The organism is Labrys okinawensis (genome assembly GCF_047345005.1).
GTDB lineage: Bacteria > Pseudomonadota > Alphaproteobacteria > Rhizobiales > Labraceae > Labrys > Labrys okinawensis.
Genome location: NZ_CP178864.1, coordinates 1,915,943 through 1,932,797 on the forward strand (window position 1 = coordinate 1,915,943; position 16,855 = coordinate 1,932,797).

General features: G+C 60.3%; 17 protein-coding genes, 1 tRNA gene and 1 pseudogene. 11 read left to right on the forward strand and 8 right to left on the reverse strand.

Going from position 1 to position 16,855, the window contains the following annotated elements:
* Positions 1 to 30 precede the first annotated feature (30 nt).
* From ACMDCR_RS09055 to ACMDCR_RS09065, 3 genes are read left to right on the forward strand one after another with little or no spacing between them, the layout of a single operon-like run.
* A complete protein-coding gene (locus tag ACMDCR_RS09055) occupies positions 31 to 879 on the forward strand; it encodes an amino acid ABC transporter permease (RefSeq protein ID WP_413992214.1) in 849 nt (282 codons plus the stop codon).
* A gap of 58 nt (positions 880 to 937) precedes the next feature.
* The gene (gene ftrA / locus ACMDCR_RS09060) at positions 938 to 1,951 is read left to right on the forward strand and encodes a transcriptional regulator FtrA (protein WP_413993572.1); all 1,014 of its coding nucleotides are present in this window, start codon (positions 938 to 940) and stop codon (positions 1,949 to 1,951) included.
* A 17-nt stretch (positions 1,952 to 1,968) separates the two neighbouring features.
* Positions 1,969 to 2,079: a hypothetical protein gene (locus tag ACMDCR_RS09065; protein ID WP_413992215.1), complete on the forward strand. Its 111-nt coding sequence runs from the start codon at positions 1,969 to 1,971 to the stop codon at positions 2,077 to 2,079.
* Between the two features lie 48 nt (positions 2,080 to 2,127).
* Here ACMDCR_RS09065 and ACMDCR_RS09070 read toward each other — a convergent pair whose 3' ends face one another.
* The 4 genes from ACMDCR_RS09070 to ACMDCR_RS09085 form a co-directional block, all read right to left on the reverse strand.
* On the reverse strand, positions 2,128 to 3,198 hold the full coding sequence (locus ACMDCR_RS09070; RefSeq protein WP_413992216.1) for a sn-glycerol-3-phosphate import ATP-binding protein UgpC: 1,071 nt from the start codon (positions 3,196 to 3,198) through the stop codon (positions 2,128 to 2,130).
* An 18-nt stretch (positions 3,199 to 3,216) separates the two neighbouring features.
* A complete protein-coding gene (locus tag ACMDCR_RS09075; RefSeq protein WP_413992217.1) occupies positions 3,217 to 4,131 on the reverse strand; it encodes an ABC transporter permease subunit in 915 nt (304 codons plus the stop codon).
* Between the two features lie 9 nt (positions 4,132 to 4,140).
* Positions 4,141 to 5,025, reverse strand: a complete 885-nt coding sequence (locus ACMDCR_RS09080; protein ID WP_413992218.1) for a carbohydrate ABC transporter permease — start codon at positions 5,023 to 5,025, stop codon at positions 4,141 to 4,143.
* Between the two features lie 187 nt (positions 5,026 to 5,212).
* Positions 5,213 to 6,556 (reverse strand): extracellular solute-binding protein, encoded by a 1,344-nt coding sequence (locus ACMDCR_RS09085; RefSeq protein ID WP_413993573.1) that lies wholly within the window; start codon positions 6,554 to 6,556, stop codon positions 5,213 to 5,215.
* A gap of 547 nt (positions 6,557 to 7,103) precedes the next feature.
* Between ACMDCR_RS09085 and ACMDCR_RS09090 the strand changes: the two genes are divergently transcribed.
* Positions 7,104 to 8,168 carry an alkene reductase gene (locus ACMDCR_RS09090; protein WP_413992219.1) on the forward strand — a complete coding sequence of 355 codons (1,065 nt, stop codon included), beginning with the start codon at positions 7,104 to 7,106 and terminating at the stop codon, positions 8,166 to 8,168.
* 174 nt (positions 8,169 to 8,342) lie between these two features.
* On the opposite strand, the gene ACMDCR_RS09095 is transcribed toward ACMDCR_RS09090, so the two are convergent.
* On the reverse strand, positions 8,343 to 9,950 hold the full coding sequence (locus ACMDCR_RS09095; protein WP_413992220.1) for a peptide chain release factor 3: 1,608 nt from the start codon (positions 9,948 to 9,950) through the stop codon (positions 8,343 to 8,345).
* Between the two features lie 231 nt (positions 9,951 to 10,181).
* Between ACMDCR_RS09095 and ACMDCR_RS09100 the strand changes: the two genes are divergently transcribed.
* Positions 10,182 to 10,256, forward strand: a tRNA-Gly gene (locus ACMDCR_RS09100).
* Between the two features lie 235 nt (positions 10,257 to 10,491).
* Here the strand turns inward: ACMDCR_RS09100 and ACMDCR_RS09105 are convergent.
* The 3 genes and pseudogenes from ACMDCR_RS09105 to ACMDCR_RS09115 form a co-directional block, all read right to left on the reverse strand.
* Positions 10,492 to 10,605: pseudogene (locus ACMDCR_RS09105) on the reverse strand (IS1595 family transposase); the annotation flags it as partial.
* Positions 10,606 to 10,650: 45 nt separating this feature from the next.
* On the reverse strand, positions 10,651 to 11,067 hold the full coding sequence (locus ACMDCR_RS09110) for a recombinase family protein (RefSeq protein ID WP_413992221.1): 417 nt from the start codon (positions 11,065 to 11,067) through the stop codon (positions 10,651 to 10,653).
* A 14-nt stretch (positions 11,068 to 11,081) separates the two neighbouring features.
* Positions 11,082 to 11,723: a hypothetical protein gene (locus ACMDCR_RS09115; RefSeq protein WP_413992222.1), complete on the reverse strand. Its 642-nt coding sequence runs from the start codon at positions 11,721 to 11,723 to the stop codon at positions 11,082 to 11,084.
* Positions 11,724 to 11,845: 122 nt separating this feature from the next.
* On the opposite strand from ACMDCR_RS09115, the gene ACMDCR_RS09120 reads away from it, so the two are divergent.
* The 6 genes from ACMDCR_RS09120 to istB all read left to right on the forward strand — a co-directional run bounded on the left by ACMDCR_RS09120 (position 11,846) and on the right by istB (position 16,836).
* Positions 11,846 to 12,076 carry a helix-turn-helix transcriptional regulator gene (locus tag ACMDCR_RS09120; protein ID WP_413992223.1) on the forward strand — a complete coding sequence of 77 codons (231 nt, stop codon included), beginning with the start codon at positions 11,846 to 11,848 and terminating at the stop codon, positions 12,074 to 12,076.
* 510 nt (positions 12,077 to 12,586) lie between these two features.
* Positions 12,587 to 13,324, forward strand: coding sequence for a trypsin-like peptidase domain-containing protein (locus ACMDCR_RS09125; RefSeq protein WP_413992224.1), 738 nt, complete (start codon positions 12,587 to 12,589; stop codon positions 13,322 to 13,324).
* A gap of 93 nt (positions 13,325 to 13,417) precedes the next feature.
* The gene (locus tag ACMDCR_RS09130; RefSeq protein WP_413992225.1) at positions 13,418 to 13,915 is read left to right on the forward strand and encodes a hypothetical protein; all 498 of its coding nucleotides are present in this window, start codon (positions 13,418 to 13,420) and stop codon (positions 13,913 to 13,915) included.
* A gap of 94 nt (positions 13,916 to 14,009) precedes the next feature.
* The gene (locus ACMDCR_RS09135; RefSeq protein WP_413992226.1) at positions 14,010 to 14,306 is read left to right on the forward strand and encodes a hypothetical protein; all 297 of its coding nucleotides are present in this window, start codon (positions 14,010 to 14,012) and stop codon (positions 14,304 to 14,306) included.
* Between the two features lie 222 nt (positions 14,307 to 14,528).
* The gene (gene istA / locus ACMDCR_RS09140) at positions 14,529 to 16,052 is read left to right on the forward strand and encodes an IS21 family transposase (protein WP_413989053.1); all 1,524 of its coding nucleotides are present in this window, start codon (positions 14,529 to 14,531) and stop codon (positions 16,050 to 16,052) included.
* On the forward strand, positions 16,042 to 16,836 hold the full coding sequence (gene istB / locus ACMDCR_RS09145) for an IS21-like element helper ATPase IstB (RefSeq protein ID WP_413991136.1): 795 nt from the start codon (positions 16,042 to 16,044) through the stop codon (positions 16,834 to 16,836). Before istA ends, istB begins: the two co-directional genes overlap by 11 nt.
* Positions 16,837 to 16,855: the final 19 nt, after the last annotated feature.

Genomic DNA, 16,855 nt, shown 5'->3' on the forward strand with positions numbered 1-16,855 from the left:
TCCACATTCTCGGGATATCCCGCGCCCCTTATGACATCCCCGCCCAACCCCACCCGGCATGCGCCCCCGCCGCCGCCATCCCGTATTTCCCGGATCCCCTGGTGGCTGGTGATCCTCTGCGTGCTCGGGCTGCTTCTCGTTGCCACCGGTCTTGCCAGCGAGCAGTATCGTATCATCTTCAATGTTGTCGGCTCGGGGCTGTCGGTCACCATTCGCGTGACCATTATCGCCTTCGCCGCCTCGCTGGTACTCGGCACCACGCTGGCGCTTGGGCTGGTGTCGGTGTCGCGCTGGCTCGCAGAGGGCCTCAAGGCCTATGTCGAGATCATGCGTGGCGTACCAATGATCGTGCTGCTCTATTATATCGCCTTCGCCATCGGCCCGGCGTTGATCGACGGCTATGGCTGGCTGTTCCACGGCGCCATCGCGATTGGCATCATGCCCGAGATCACCATCCGCGACTTCAGCTTCGAATGGCGCGCCATCTTTGCGCTGACGCTGGCCTATTCCGCCTTCATCGCCGAGATCATGCGCGGCGGCATCCAGTCCATCCATATCGGCCAGTGGGAAGCCGCCCAGGCCCTGGGGCTCAGCCGCTTCAAGACCATGCGGCTGGTCATTCTGCCTCAGGCCTTCAAGACCATGACACCGCCGCTCGGAAATGACCTCGTATCGATGCTGAAGGACTCCTCGCTGGTCTCCGTGCTCGGCATTGCCGACATCACCCAGAACGGCAAAACCTACACGGCCTCCACCTTCCTGTTCTTCCAGACCTATACGGTGGTGGCGTTCTTCTACCTCGTCATGACCATCGGCCTGACGCTGCTGGTGCGCCGGCTCGAAAGACGCATGAAACGCAACGAACAGCGGGTGGATTGACCGGGAGCAGGGGCGAGGAGGTTCGCGCTCCGAGGAAACTTGCATCCCGATGGCGGGAATGGCACCCTGCGTCAAGATCATGCCAGACATCGCTTCCCCCTCGGGCCCGCTCGTGGCCGTGCTCGTTTATGACGGCCTCTGCACCTTCGAATTCGGGGTGGCCTATGAGGTGTTTGGACTGCCGCGCCCGGAGATGGGCGAGGGGTGGTATCGCTATGCGACGGCCGCCATCGAGCCTGGCCCCTTGCGCGCCGCCGGCGGCCTGATGGTCGGCGCGGGCGCCGGACTGGAGGCCCTGGCGGAGGCCGACCTCATCGTCGTTCCTGGTTGGCGCGGCATCGATGCGCCGGTGCCATCGGATCTCGTCGCCCATCTGCAGACCGCCCATGCCCGAGGCGCCAGAGTGATGTCGCTGTGTTCGGGCATCGCCGTACTGGCCGCCTGCGGCTTCCTCGACAAGCGGGCGGCGACCACGCATTGGCGCTATGCCGAGGCGATCGGCGCGCGTCATCCCGATATCCGGCTCGATCCCGACAGGCTCTATGTCGATCTCGGCGATGTACTGACCGCTGCGGGCAGCGCGGCCGGCATCGATCTGTGCCTCCATGTCGTGCGCCGCGACTACGGCCCAGATATCGCCAATGCCGTGGCACGCCGGCTGGTGGTGCCGCCTCATCGCGATGGCGGCCAGGCCCAGTTCATCGAGCGGCCGATGCCGCGCGAGAGGGAGGCAGCCCGGCTCGGCCCGCTGATCGACTGGCTGCGTGCCAACCTTGGCGCACCGCACCGCATCGAGACCATCGCCGCGCGCTCGGGTATGAGCCAGCGCACTTTCCAACGACGCTTCGAAGAGACGACCGGCCTGCCGCCCGGCGAATGGCTGGTGGCTGAGCGCGTGCGCCTCGCCAGGGAGCAACTCGAGCGCAGCCACGGCGCCACCTTGGACGACATCGCGGCCAATTGCGGTTTCGGCTCGCTGGAAACCATGCGCCACCATTTCCGAAAGCGGGTCGGGGTGAGCCCGGCGGCCTATCGGGGGAGCTTCCTGGGAAACTCGACATCCCGAAGCTGAACAGAGTCATCCTCTATGTGCGCGATGTCGAGGAAACCGTCGCTTTCTATGAACAGCATTTCGGTTTCAGGGCCGTGCAGTTCTCCCGGGATCGCAGGCATCCTCGCCTACTCTTCCCTCGCCGTTGAGCGAACCGCTTCCAGGAGCAGGCAAGGATGCCTGCGATGCCAGGGAGGCTAAATCCTAAGCCCTGTCTCGCCATCGTAGAGATGGATCACCTCGGGCGGGATCGCCACGCTGATGGTGTCGCCCGGATTGAGGGCGCGCTTGTCGGTGACGGCAATGGCGAAGGGCGTGCCCTTGAGGTCGGCCTGCACGATGCGGCCGGAACCGAGTTCCTCCACGAAATCAACCGTAGCTGCGAGCGTGCCTGGCGTGCCATTCTCGGCGAGCGTGATCTGTTCAGGCCGCACGCCCAGCGTTACCCTGCGGCCGGTCTTCTCGGCCACGTCGAGGATCGGCACGGGAATGCGGGCATGGCTGCCTTGCGCGAAGACGCCGCCGCTCTCGATCGTACCTTCCAGCAAGTTCATGGGCGGAGAGCCGATGAAGCTGGCGACGAAGCGGGTGGACGGCTTCGAATAGACCTCGGCCGGCGTGCCGACCTGCTCGATATGGCCCTTGTTGATCACCACCAGCCGGTCGGCCAGGGTCATCGCCTCCACCTGATCGTGGGTGACGAAGATCGAGGTGGTCTTCAGGCGCTGGTGCAGACGGCGCAACTCTGCGCGCATCTGCACGCGCAGGCGCGCGTCGAGGTTGGAGAGCGGCTCGTCGAACAGGAAGACCTTGGGCTCCCGGATCATCGCGCGGCCCATGGCAACACGCTGGCGCTGGCCGCCGGAGAGGGCGGCGGGGCGGCGGTCGAGATAGTCGGTCAGGCCCAGCGGTTCGGCGATCTTGCGGATGCGTTCCATGCGCTGGGCCCGGGGCACACCCGCCACCTTGAGGCTGTAACCGATATTCTCGGCCACGTTCATGTGGGGATAGAGCGCATAGTTCTGGAACACCATGGCGCAGCCGCGCTCGCGCGGCTCGACATTGTTCACCACCTTGCCGGAAATGGAGATCTCGCCGGAGGTGATCGATTCAAGCCCCGCCACCATGCGCAGCAGGGTTGACTTGCCGCAGCCGGAGGGGCCGAGGATGACGATGAACTCGCCGTCATGGATGTCGAGGTCGACCCCGTGTACGATCTCGGTGCGGCCATAGCTCTTGCGGACATTGCGGACGGTTATTTCGGCCATTGCCATGCTTTCTCTGGATTACTTTTCCGTCGCAACCAGGCCGCGCACGAAGAAGCGCTGCATGAAGATCACGAGAATGAGGGGTGGCAGCATCACGATCAGCGTTCCGGCCATGGCGAGGTGCCATTCGGGGATGCCGTTCTGGCCGGGAATGAGCGCATGCAGGCCCACGGCCGAGACCATGTGCGAGGGCTCGGTGGTGACGAGCAGGGGCCACAGATACTGGTTCCAGCCCCAGACGAACATGATGGTGAACAGTGCCGCCATGTTGTTGCGCGAGAGGGGCAGCAGGATGTCCCAGAAGAAGCGGAGCGCGCCGGCGCCGTCCATCTTGGCCGCTTCCACCAGTTCTTCCGGCAGGGTCATGAAATGCTGGCGATACAGGAAGGTGCCGGTGGCGGTGGCGACGAAGGGCAGGATCAGGCCGGGATAGGAATTGAGCAGATTCCACTGCAGGTCCACCGTGGTGCCGGTAAGTGCGTTGATCACCGAGGTGATGCCAAGCGCGTCGAGGATAGCCTGGTAGGGTGAGAGGGCGTTGGTGGCCACCGCATAGGTCGGCACGATGCGCACTTCGAGTGGCAGCATCAGGGTGATGAAGATCGCCCAGAAGATCCATACACGGCCGCGATAGCCGAAGAAGACGAGCGAATAGGCCGAGATCGCCGAGATGACCACCTTGCCGAAGGCGAGGCCGGCACCGAAAATCACGCTGTTGAGCAGCACGGTGCCGAGATCGGCGCGCGTCCAGGCTTCCTTCACATTGGCAAGAAAATCCCGGCCGGGCCAGAGCGGCATCGGCACCTGGTTGACTTCCTGCAGCGAGTGGGTGGCGGCGATCGTCACGATGGCGAAGGGCAGCAAGGTGATGATGGCGCCGAGAACGAGGAGCACGTGCGTGACGAGGTTGAGGATCGGCGTGCGTTCGACCATAGCGCCCTCCTACCGATAGTGAACGCGCCGTTCCAGGAAGCGGAACTGCACGATGGTGAGAAGGATGACGAGCAGCATCAACACGATGGACTGGGCCGCTGCGCCGGAATAGTCGAGGCCCTTGAAGCCGTCGAAATAGATCTTGTAGACCATCAATTCGGTGGCACGGGCCGGCCCGCCCGAGGTCATGATATCGACGATACCGAAACTGTCCTGGAAACTGTCGGTGATATTGATCACCAGGAGGAAGAACAGGGTCGGCGTTATGAGCGGGATCTGGATGTCGAAGGCGCGGCGCAGCCAACCGGCGCCATCCATGGCGGCGGCCTCGATCTGCGAGCGTGGGATGGCCTGCAGGGCCGCGACCATGAAGATGAAATTGTAGCCGACATACTTCCAGGAAAAGGCGAAGATCACCGCGGCCATGGCGTCATAGCCGTTAAGCGTGGGATTCCATATGCCTGGCCAGATCTGGTTCACGAAAGCGATGAGGCCGGCGTCTGATCCCAGCATGAAGCGGAAGGCGAGGCCGATCGCAGGCGGGGAGATCGCATAAGGCCACACGAAGATGGTTCGGTAGAAGCGGTTGCCCGAGAGCTGGCGGTCGACGAGAAGCGCGAGGCAGAGGGCCGAGCCCATGGCAAGCCCGGTCGAGATGATGGCGAAGGCCAGGCTGCGGACAACGGACTGCCAATAGACTGTGTCGGAGAAGAGGGCAGCGAAGTTGTCGAAACCAACCCAATCGTTACCGCCACCCCAGGGCCTCTGCAGCGTGAAAGCCCAATAGAGGGCCTGGCTCGCGGGCCAGTAGAAGAAGGTGAAGATCAGGAAGAGCTGCGGCAGGATGAAAGCGATGCCGAGCCACTTGTTATTGAAGATTGCGCGCTTTTCCATGCATCCACACTTCTGTGCCGGAGCGGACCCTGTTCGGTGTGCCGGTCTTCAGACCGGCATCCTACAACCTTTCGAGGGGTCGCGGGCCTGCCGGTCTGAAGACCGGCACACCAATGGGACCCGCCTACTGACAAAGGCCGGAGCTCGAGCCCCGGCCTCGTACTGTCGATCGTGCTGGCGAAGCGGATCAGGGCAGTTCCTTGCCCTTGTAGGTCGCCTGGAAACGGCGCAGCACGGCGTCGCCGCGGCTGGCGGCATCGTCGAGAGCCTGCTGCACCTGGGCCTGGTTCGAGAAGATCGACTGCAGGGCGTTGGCGACTTCGGCGCGGATCTGCGGCATGCCGCCGAGGCGCAGGCCGCGGGTGATCGGCGTCGGCTCGGAGGCGGTCAGCGAGGCGATGGCGTATTCGCGGCCCTTATACGGCGCCTTGTCGTAGAAGCCGTTCTTGGTCATGAAATCGTAGCCCGTCTTGGTCACCGGGATGTAGCCGGTGTTGGAAGACCACCACAGGGCCTGCTCGGGCTGAGCGATGAAGTTCAGGAAGGCGGCGGCGGCCTTGTATTCCGTTGGGGACTTGCCTTGCAACACCCAGAGCGAAGCGCCGCCCACCAGCGAGTTCTTGCGGTCGGTGCCGGCATAGACAGGCAGTTCGGCAACCGACCAGTGCATGTCGGGCGCAGCGGTGCGGGTTATGGTGCCGTGGTCGCCAACGGAGGTCAGCGTCATCTGGCAGTGGCCCGCGGCGAAGGCGGTGATGTAGTCCTCACCCGCCTGCTTGGACTTCAGCTTGACGAGGCCCGCGTCGTACCACTTCTTCAGGTCGGTGACATACTGGACGAACTTGCCCTTATTGAAGACGAGTTCGGCGTCGAGCCCATCATAGCCGTTATTCTTCGTGGCGACGGGCTGATTGTGGATGGCGGAGAACTGCTCCATCAGCTGCCAGACTTCATCGGAGCTGATGTCGATGCCGAGCGGGCAGTCATAGCCGGCCTTCTTGAGGGCATCCATGTCTTCGGCGGCTTCTTCCCAGGTCTTGGGCGCGGCATCCTTGCCGATCTTCTTGAAGGCGTCCTGGTTCCAGTAGAGCAGGGCGGTCGAGGAGTTGAAGGGCATCGAATACATGTCGCCCTTCGAGGTGGCATAATAGGCGCGGATGCCGGGGAAGTAGTTGCTCCAGTCAACCTTGTAGCCATTTTCGGCCATCAGCTTGTTGACGGGGTAATAGGCGCCGGAGAGCATGAGGTCGAGCGTGCCGATGTCGAAGACCTGCACGATGGTGGGTTGCTTGTTTGCGCGGAAGGCGGCGATGGTGTTCTGCAAGGCGTTCGCATAGCCGTTCTGGCTGGTGCAGACCACTTCATAATCGGCCTGGGAGTCGTTGAAGTGCTGGCAGACGTCCTGCACGCGCTTGGCGATGTCGCCGGAATTGCCGAACCAGAAATCGACCTTCGTCTTGTCGGCCAGGGCGCCGCTGACGCTTGCGGCCAGCATTATCGCTCCGCCGGCAACACTCACCAGACTTTTCAGATTCGCCAGTTTGCCAAATAGTGACATCGCTCGTCCTCTCCCGGCAGCACGGTTGTGCTGCGATCAGGACGACGCTCCTAGAGATACTCTATGACACTTTATAAACAGCGCCCCGAAAAAGACTCAGTCTGATAAGCTTTCCAAAGTGCTTCAGAGAATGGTAATTAGCCGGCAAATTTAAGCGATGAATGGATGAGATCAATGAATTTTTCTCCATTTGCAGAGGCAGCGCTGCAAAGAGCCCTCCTCCCACTCGATGCACCATGCGGCCAGCCCCGCACAACCACCGGATGTGATCGTTGTGGCAAAAGCGCGACGTTGCCGGCGGGACCATCCAGGTCTTTCCGATCTTGCGCCAGCAGCATCGCGACCACGCCGGTCCGGCTGACGTTGCTCACATCGAGGTGAGGGTGTTGCACTGCACGATGGCTTTCCTATATTCGATAACTATCGAACTGTGAGGCTGCAGTGCCGCGCCCGTCCGGTTGACGTCAGAGGGCAAGGCTTGTGATTTCAGTCGATCAACACTTGATAAGGTTCATTGACGATGCCGACTTTGCTTGATCCGCTCCGCGTTGGAGCGCTTGACCTGCCCAACCGCGTCATCATGGCCCCGCTTACGCGCACCCGCGCCAGCGAAGGCCGCGTGCCTAACGCCCTGATGCGTGACTATTATGTGCAGCGCGCCTCAGCCGGCCTGATCATTACCGAGGCGACCTCGGTCACTCCGATGGGCGTCGGCTATCCCGACACGCCCGGCATCTGGTCAGCGGCGCAGGTGGCCGGCTGGAAAGAGATCACCAAGGCGGTGCACGCCGCCGGCGGCCGCATCGCCCTGCAGCTCTGGCATGTCGGCCGCATCTCCGATCCCATCTATCTCGACGGTGCCCTGCCGGTCGCGCCCAGTGCCGTCGCACCGAGGGGGCACGTCAGCCTTGTCAGGCCCGAGAAGGCCTATGTGACGCCCCGCGCCCTTGAGGCGAGCGAGATCCCCGCCGTCGTCGAGGCCTATCACCAGGGCGCCCTCAACGCCAAGGAAGCCGGCTTCGATGCCGTCGAGATCCACGGTGCCAATGGCTATCTGCTCGACCAGTTCCTGCAGGATTCCACCAACAGGCGCGAGGATGCCTATGGCGGCTCGATGGAGAACCGCGCCCGCCTGATGCTCGAAGTCACCGATGCGGTGATCTCGGTGTGGGGCGCCGACCGCGTCGGCATGCATCTCGCCCCCCGTGGCGATTCCCATTCGATGGGCGACAGCGATGCGCCGGCCTTGTTCGGCTATGTCGCGAAGGAATTGAACGCTCGTGGCGTCGCCTTCATCTGCACCCGCGAATATCTCGACGGCAGCAGCATCGCGCCGAAGATCCGCGAGAATTTCAAGGGCATCTTCATCGCCAACGAAAAGCACACGCCCGAGAGCGCCGAGGCGCTGGTGGAGCAGGGCGGTGCCGATGCGGTGGCCTTCGGCAAGCTCTTCATCGCCAACCCCGACCTGCCGGCCCGCATCGCCGCTCAGGCCAAGCTGAACGCCTGGAACGCCGCGACGTTCTACGCCAAGGGCGCCGAAGGCTATACGGATTATCCCGCGCTGAAGACAGAGCCGGCATAGCTTCCTGGGAGCGCGGACGTCGCGCCCGCTCTTGGAAGCGGTACAGACGTAGAATGGGGCGCGGCCTTTCGGTCGCGCTTTTTCGGGTGCGCGGGCATCTTGCCCGTTCTTCCCCTTTGCTGACTCCACGCTTCAAGGACAGGCAAGATGCCCGTGCACCCGGAGCGCTCCCACTCAGTTCGCCTTCTTCACGTCCTTGATATCCGCGAACACGATGGCCGGCGCGCGTTCGCCCTGGTAACGCAAGTCGAAGGCCGATTTCGCCATGAACACCGGATCGCCGTCGAGGTCGTCGGCGATCGAGAAAGTGTGCGAGGAGACGAAACTGTCGAGTTCCTGGCGCGTCGGCGCCGAGATCCAGCGGGCGAGGGCGAATTCGGAAGGCTCGAAGCGGATCTCCAGGCCATATTCGGCATCGAGGCGGTTCTGCAAGACGTCGAGCTGCAGGGCACCGACCACGCCCACCAGGGCCGGAGAGCCGTCGCGCGGGCGGAAGGATTGCACCACGCCTTCCTCGGCGAGATCCTGCAGCGCATCCCTGAGCTTCTTGGCCTTCATGGCGTCGGGCAGGCGCACGCGGCGCAGGATTTCCGGGGCAAAGCTCGGCACGCCCAGGAAGGCGATGTCCTCGCGCTCGGTCAGCGTGTCGCCGATGCGCAGCGCGCCGTGATTGGGGATGCCGACGACGTCGCCGGCATAGGCTTCCTCGGCCAGCGCACGGTCCTGCGCGAAGAAGAACTGCGGCGCGTTCAGGCTCATCGACTTGCCGGTGCGCACCTGCTTCACCTTCATGCCGCGCGTCAGCTTGCCCGAACACAGGCGCACGAAGGCGATGCGGTCGCGATGGTTGGGATCCATGTTGGCCTGGATCTTGAAGACGAACGCCGAGAGATTGTCCTCGGTGGCTTCCACCATGCGGGTTGAAGCCTCCTGGTCGCGCGGCTGGGGCGCATAGTCGCCGAGACCCTGCAGGAGGTCGCCGACGCCGAAGTTCTTGATGGCCGAGCCGAAGAACACCGGCGTCATATGGCCTTCGCGGAAGGCCTTGAGGTCGAAGGCGCCGCAGGCTTCCTGCACCAGGGCGATCTCCTCGGAGGCCGCCTCGGCATCGATGGAAGGCACCGCCTTGGCGAGCGCGGCCGTGTCGCCGGCTATTACCGGGATCGGCGCGATATCCTTGTCGAGCAGGCGGACATGGCTGGCGGCAAGATCGTAGGTGCCGGCGAAATCGCGCCCGCGGCCGAGCGGCCAGGTCATCGGCACGGTGGAGAGGGCGAGCGTCTTCTCGATCTCGTCGAGCAGTTCGAAGGGGTCGCGCCCCTCGCGGTCCATCTTGTTGATGAAGGTGACGATGGGAATATCGCGCAGGCGGCAGACCTCGAACAGCTTCCTCGTACGCGCCTCGATGCCCTTGGCGGCGTCGATCACCATCACAGCCGAATCGACCGCTGTGAGCGTGCGGTAGGTGTCTTCCGAGAAGTCCTCGTGGCCGGGCGTATCGAGCAGGTTGAAGACGAGGCCTTCATATTCGAAGGTCATCACCGAGGTGACCACGGAAATGCCGCGCTCGCGCTCGATCGACATCCAGTCCGAGCGGGTATTGCGCTTTTCCGCCTTGGCCTTGACCTGGCCCGCGAGCTGGATGGCGCCGCCGAACAGCAGCAGCTTTTCGGTGAGCGTGGTCTTGCCCGCGTCAGGATGGGAGATGATGGCAAAGGTGCGCCGCCGCTCGACTTCACGCTCGAGCGGGGTGAGGTTGGAGGTATGCGACAGATCGTTCAAGGCGAAACCGTTCAAAAAAGCACGAAGGCCAAAAAGCCCGTAGCTCTGGGAAATTCGGGATTGGGCGCGCTTTTGGCACGAAACGGCGCGCGCGTCACCCAGGGATTTGGGGTGGGGCCTGTGGATGAAAAGAGCCAAATGAAAATTTCTGACATTTCCCTGTTGCAATCCCGCCGAGCCTTTGGCATAGAGCGGCCTCGCTGATGGCACTTGCGTCGGCGGCCCACGGATGCGGGTGTAGCTCAGGGGTAGAGCACAACCTTGCCAAGGTTGGGGTCGAGGGTTCGAATCCCTTCGCCCGCTCCATTTTTCCTTCGGGAAATCAATAACTTAAGAGGCCTCCTTCGGGAGGCTTTTTGCTTCCCCGGCCCTCGTGACGAACGCGGGGAAGCAGGGGGGAAGCACGAGGAAGCAAGCACGGACGTGCTGCAACGCACAATCAGGGCCCTTTTCCCAGTGCTTCCCAAAATAATTCCCAACATCGATTCACTGATTCCTGCGCGACACGTTAAGGCGCTCACATGCATCGGCGACCCTGTGCGCCATCCTCTTCCAATAAACCATAGGAATGCAGTTTGTCAGTCGATACTGCGGCCCCCGGCTCGACGTTTCCCAGCACAACACCGAGCAGCGCTTCCTTCTTAACGTTAGGGAGACCTCAGTTGTGAGGCGACTTCCAGACCAGCTTGCCGACATAGAGCTAATTGTTGAGGATGCCGTTGCCGCGCTTGGGATTGCCATTGATGGTGCTGGCGTCCGAAGCGCCGCCGCCAGGACCGGCGATGCCATCCCTGTTCAGCTCATGAACAATGCGCTTGGCCGACTTGCCGCCGGCACAGTCGCGAAAGATACGGCGTATCACCTGCGCCTGGTGCTCGTTGATAGTGCACTCCCCGCGGGCCAACTCGCCACCGCCGTCGACCTTCCTGACCACGTCATAGCCATAGGCATTGCCACCGCCGACCTTGCGCCGCTCGATCCGTCCGCGCTGGCCGCGGCGAGTCTTGTCAGCGAGATCCTTCAAGAGCAGGGCATTCATCGTGCCTTTGACGCCAACATGCAGGCGCGAGACCTCGCCTTCGGAGAGGGTGTGAAGCTTTACCTCCAAATAGGCCATGCGCGCCATCGTCCTCATGTCGATTGAGTCGCCTGACGTTTGAACATATCAAGGAGTTCGGCGCGAATTTGGCGAAGCTGGGGCCAGGGCCGCTCATCCGCGTCCTCGCTTGGTTCATCGAGGGCAATCAAAGCTTCGATCTTGGCGACGATGCCGGGAATCGTCAGGGCCTCGGCAGCAAAGAGGTCGTCGGCCAGTTCTTGCTCGCGGGCCAGGGCAAGTTCCTCTTCCCGCAAGGCGACGGAATATCCCAAGCGACGATCGGCTTCGTCCCAACGGGCCTGTTGCGCGCAAAGTTCAGCTTCAACGAACTCGCGTAACGAACGGATCGAAGGCTCGCCAGATGCGAGGTTGTCGAATGTTTGCAATGATCCGACACGAGTCGGTTTGCCGAGTGCTGTAGTGTTTAGGATTAGCGATGGAAAGCCTATCGTGCGGACGAGTTCCGTTTCCAGACTCTGCTGCCTGCGGCACAGGGCAAGTGCCTTGCGTGAAGCCAAGTACCAAGCCTTCCCGGCAATAAGGGCAGGATCGTACTGCGCTCCCACGGTTGCGGCGTGGTGAAACGGACTGCCGGCGGCGGTCGCCACTAAGGTGGAGAGAACGTCCCTGCGCGATAATCTGGGCAGACTCGTGCTAGTCTCAGAATCAACCATGATCCGAGCTCCTCACAGCTTGGGTAGTGGCCAGGCCGGGCGAGTGTTACGAGCATTCGCTCGGTCGATTTCACATAATAGGCATATTTGCGCTTTTTACGCAATCATTGACGTGCAGTTGAATGAAGAACTTTCCCTCTCAAGTCCGGGCTGCTCGCGGGCTTCTCAATCTAACCCAACAAGATCTTGCTGACATTTCGCGGGTCAGTTTGCGTACGATCGTACAACTTGAGCGTGGAGAAAGGGAGCTGTCATCTTCCATCACGCAAGCGCTCAAGCTGTCGCTTGAAGCGGCGGGAGTAGAATTTATCCCCGAGAATGGTGGTGGTGCTGGTGTTCGATTGAGAAAGTGATTTTAGTTCAAGTGCCCGAATTGCAAGAGTTCTGCCAATCTGTTGACACGCGCCAACTACGGTCATTGGCCTCTGACGAGGTAGCGGACGTTCGGCTACGCGCCTAATCTCAGTCGCTGCGAGGGACTTTGCGGCTTCCTGAAAGCTGACATTTCTGGTCTCCACGACGGTCGTCGCGACTGCGCCAACTACGAGCAATAGCCTTGGGCTTTGCAGTGGGCCTTCCGCCTGACACCCTATTGTCCCAAGGCTACGCTTGGGCAAGTTAATACCCAGCCGAAATGGGGATTCCAGAATTCCACCTTTAGTGAAATGATTGAGCGTCGATCAAATCTTGGTCGTAATTACAATAGGTGAACACGGCCCATGCCTCGAATCAAAGATGAATACCTTGATTGCGTAATATATCTTTACCCGTCTGAGAAGGACGCTGACGAGGGGAAGGCTATCGGAGGAAGCGGATTCCTTATTAGTGTAGCGACCACACGCCTAGAGAGAAATTTTTACTGCGTGTACGCAGTAACCAATCGCCATGTTGTCGAGGATGGTGCTTGCGTTATTCGTATGAACTCAATTGATGGTAAGAAAGAGACCCTAGAAACAGACGAGAGGGATTGGCTTTATCATCCCGACGGCGATGATGTAGCCGTTTGTCTGATTTCTTTCGATCCTAAGAAATTTAAGTTTCAGCATGTCGATACAAAGCAACTTTTGACCAAGGAAATAGTCGAGAGCGCACATATAGGTCCGGGAGACGATGTTTTTGTTGTTGGCAGATTTGTCAACCACGAAGGAAAGCAAAGGAATAATCCGACTGTTAGATTCGGCAACATTGCTCAGATGCCAGATGAGCCGATAAGAGTGGGTGGATTCGACCAAGAAAGCTTTCTAGTCGAAGCAAGATCCATCGGCGGCTACAGCGGTTCGCCAGTGTTTTGGCACGTGCAGCCGTTTCTAGGAGGACCTTACAGACCAAGCGTAAGCATTGGTTATGGTCCGTACCTGATGGGAATTGAGTGGGGATACTTGCGAGCGTGGGTGCCGTTGAGCGATTCTCTGGGACGCCCCCTCGGGAACGGTCCACCGTGGGATAGGCAGGTTGAGCAAAACTCGGGAATGATGGCTGTTGTGCCATCTTGGAAACTTTTAGAACTGGTCAATGGCGGGGAGGTTTTGCGAAGAAGGCAGGAGATCGAGAACCAGGTGATGCAGACACTACGGGACAACCCGCCTAAAGAAGGCACATAACAGCCGTCTCGTTCGGCTATCTAGTGCTGGCGGCGGAAACAGTAGCGGCCTAAACCCGGTCAAATGCCCTGAGACCCGCCAGAAAGACATTTTATGTCAAAAGTATCGGAAAATGCGCTGATATTTCATCCAGAGTTTCAACAACGGCTCGGTGCCTTTGTGGCTGCATGGTCATCATTCGATCTGACAACGGATTTTGCGATCTGGAAATTCCTAAATGTCTCTTCTGTTCAGGCTCACTTAATTGTAAATGGTATGACCTTCGGTAAGAAAGCTAAACTTCTGTCCGATCTCATTAAGAGAAGTGAACATCCAAACAAAAACAATATCATTCGCGCATTCAATGAGGCGAGAAACTGTGTTGATCGTGACAGTATTATCCATGCCTACATACAAACAGATGATGATACTGTCACATTCGTCACAAAAAATCAATCTGGCTCTTACAAGACAAAGTCAAAGACTTTTACGCTTCAGGAGTTTAAGTTATACGTTGATACGTTTCAAATGAAAGGAGTATATTTTCATCTTGCAATGGGTCTATCGAGGGAGGAATACGCTACATTTGCAGAGGCCTCTATTGAACCATAACGTTTAGAGCGCGCCGCTGCATTTATCTCGCATAGCGAAATCACCCGGGAATGCATCGATGCCAGAAAGTCCAGCCATAGAATTGAGGCTAGCCATGGCCGGACTTGTCGAAGACCCGCGCGAAGTGAGAGGGAAAAAGGGCATTGCGCTGGGTCCGACAGCCAACCAAATCTCCATACGACAAGTGCTTGCGAATTTCGGCGCTGCGTTCGCCACGATAGCGAACGCAGTCGAGAACGGCGAGTTCGCGCTGTGGGTCGGTTCAGGTATGTTCCGGTTCGCTCCCAATCGCAGCAATCTGATCGGACGTGCATTCGAGAAGCCCGAGGAACCTCATGCTGGAGGGGGAGAGACAGGCAGCCGTGTAGCAAATGCTCGAACAGCGAACTAGTTGGGTGGCAGGATTGAGAGCAGTATCTCTCCCGACTCTTGGCGGTCAGTTTAAGTGTCTGTTTTCGAGACGGGAGCTGAGGCTCCCTTCCCACCCGAGAGCGGCAGATTGTTGATTTCCACTGAGAAGTGACCCAGTCGGAGGGGATTTTTCCATCGAGAATTGACCCATGTTCGAAGCTCCCCCTGTGCGGCTAGCGCAGGGGACGACGGAGTGATCAACATGGAGTTATTGAGCGTCATTCGACGCTGGCACTACCGGGACCATTTGCCGATCCGGGAGATATGCCGACGCACTGGGCTATCGAGGAACACAGTTCGCAAGTATTTGCGCGCCGAGCGGATTGAGCCTCGGTTCGCTGTTCCCGATCGGCCCAGCAAGCTTGATCCTTATGTGGACAAGCTGTCGGCGATGCTGCGGGTGGAAGCCGGCAAGAGCCGCAAGCACAAGCGCACGATCAAACAGTTGCATGCCGATCTGACAGTCCTTGGTTACGGAGGCTCCTACAATCGGGTGGCGGCCTTCGCGCGCGAATGGAAGGCAGCCCGCCAGCATGAGCAGCGCACCAGCGGTCGTGGCACCTTCGTGCCGCTGGCCTTCGTGTCGGGCGAGGCGTTCCAGTTCGACTGGTCCGAAGACTGGGCCATCATCGGCGGCGAGCGAACCAAGCTGCAGGTTGCCCACTTCAAGCTGTCGTGCAGCCGCGCCTTCACGCTGCGGGCCTATCTCCAGCAAAGCCACGAGATGCTGTTCGATGCCCACAATCACGCCTTCCGTGTCCTGGGCGGCGTGCCGCGCCGAGGGATTTACGACAACATGCGCACGGCGGTCGACAAAGTCGGCCGTGGCAAGGATCGCCAGGTCAACATCCGCTTCTCGGCAATGGTCAGCCACTTCTTGTTCGAGGCCGAGTTCTGCAATCCCGCCTCAGGTTGGGAGAAGGGACAGATCGAGAAGAACGTCCAGGATGCCCGGCATCGGCTGTGGCAGCCCATGCCGAACGTCCCGTCCCTGGAGGCGCTGAACGACTGGCTTGAGACACGCTGCCGGGACCTATGGTCCTTGACCCCGCACGGCGTCCAATCCGGAACCGTCGCCGATGTCTGGAACGAGGAGATCCGTCATCTGATGCCGGTCCAACGCCCCTTCGATGGTTTTGTCGAATACACCAAGCGCGTCTCACCGACCTGCCTGATCCATCTGGAACGTAACCGCTACAGCGTTCCAGCTTCCTTCGCCAATCGACCGGTCAGCGTCAGGCTCTATCCAGACCGCATCGTCGTCGCAGCCGAGGGCCAGGCTATCTGCGAGCATCGGCGGGTCTTTGTCCGGTCCCATTCCCAACAGGGCCAGACGATCTATGATTGGCGCCATTATCTGGCGGTCATCCAGCGCAAACCAGGAGCCCTGCGCAACGGTGCCCCCTTTGCCGATTTGCCGGATGCCTTCCGATCGTTGCAACACCGCTTGCTCAAAACGCCAGGCGGCGACCGCGAGATGGTCGAGATCCTGGGGCTCGTGCTTCAGCATGACGAACAGGTCGTGCTGACGGCCGTCGAACTGGCATTGAGTGCAGGTGTTCCGACCAAGACCCATATCCTCAACCTGCTGCATCGCCTGATCGACGGCAAGCCGATCACCCCACCAACCGTGGACGCTCCCCAGGCTCTGGTTCTGACCACTGAGCCCAAGGCCAATGTCGAACGTTATGAGGCCCTGCGCCGGGAGGCTCGCCATGCGTCATAATCCGGCAAGCGGCGCTCTCGTCATCATGCTGCGCAGCCTCAAGATGCACGGCATGGCCCAGGCCATCGGCGAATTGACCGAACAGGGCTCCCCGGCCTTCGAGGCCGCCATGCCGATCCTGGCGCAACTCCTCAAGGCCGAGACAGCCGAACGCGAAGTTCGATCAACGGCCTATCAGCTCAAAATCGCCCGCTTTCCAGCCTACCGAGACCTCAGCGGCTTTGACTTTACTTCCAGCGAGGTCAACGAGGCTCTCGTGCGCCATCTCCATCGCTGTGAGTTCCTCGAGGACGCTCATAATATCGTCCTGATCGGCGGCCCCGGTACGGGCAAGACCCACATCGCCACCGCACTCGGCGTTCAGGCGATCGAACATCATCATAAACGCGTTCGCTTCTTCTCAACCGTCGAACTCGTCAATGCTCTCGAGCAGGAAAAGCTCCAGGGAAAGGCCGGTCAGATTGCCGGTCGCCTCGTCCACTCCGACCTCGTTATCCTCGACGAATTAGGATACCTGCCCTTCAGTGCCTCGGGTGGCGCGTTGCTCTTCCACCTGCTCTCCAAACTCTATGAGCGCACCAGCGTTGTCATCACCACCAATCTCGGGTTCAGCGAATGGGCTTCCGTCTTCGGCGATGCCAAGATGACCACTGCGCTCCTCGATCGCCTCACCCATCACTGCCATATCCTGGAGACCGGAAACGACAGCTTCCGCTTCAAAAACAGCTCTGCGAAAAGTCCAAAGCCAGCAAAGGAGAAGGCACGAAACTTGACCTCAGCCTGACACACAAACATCATCGGGG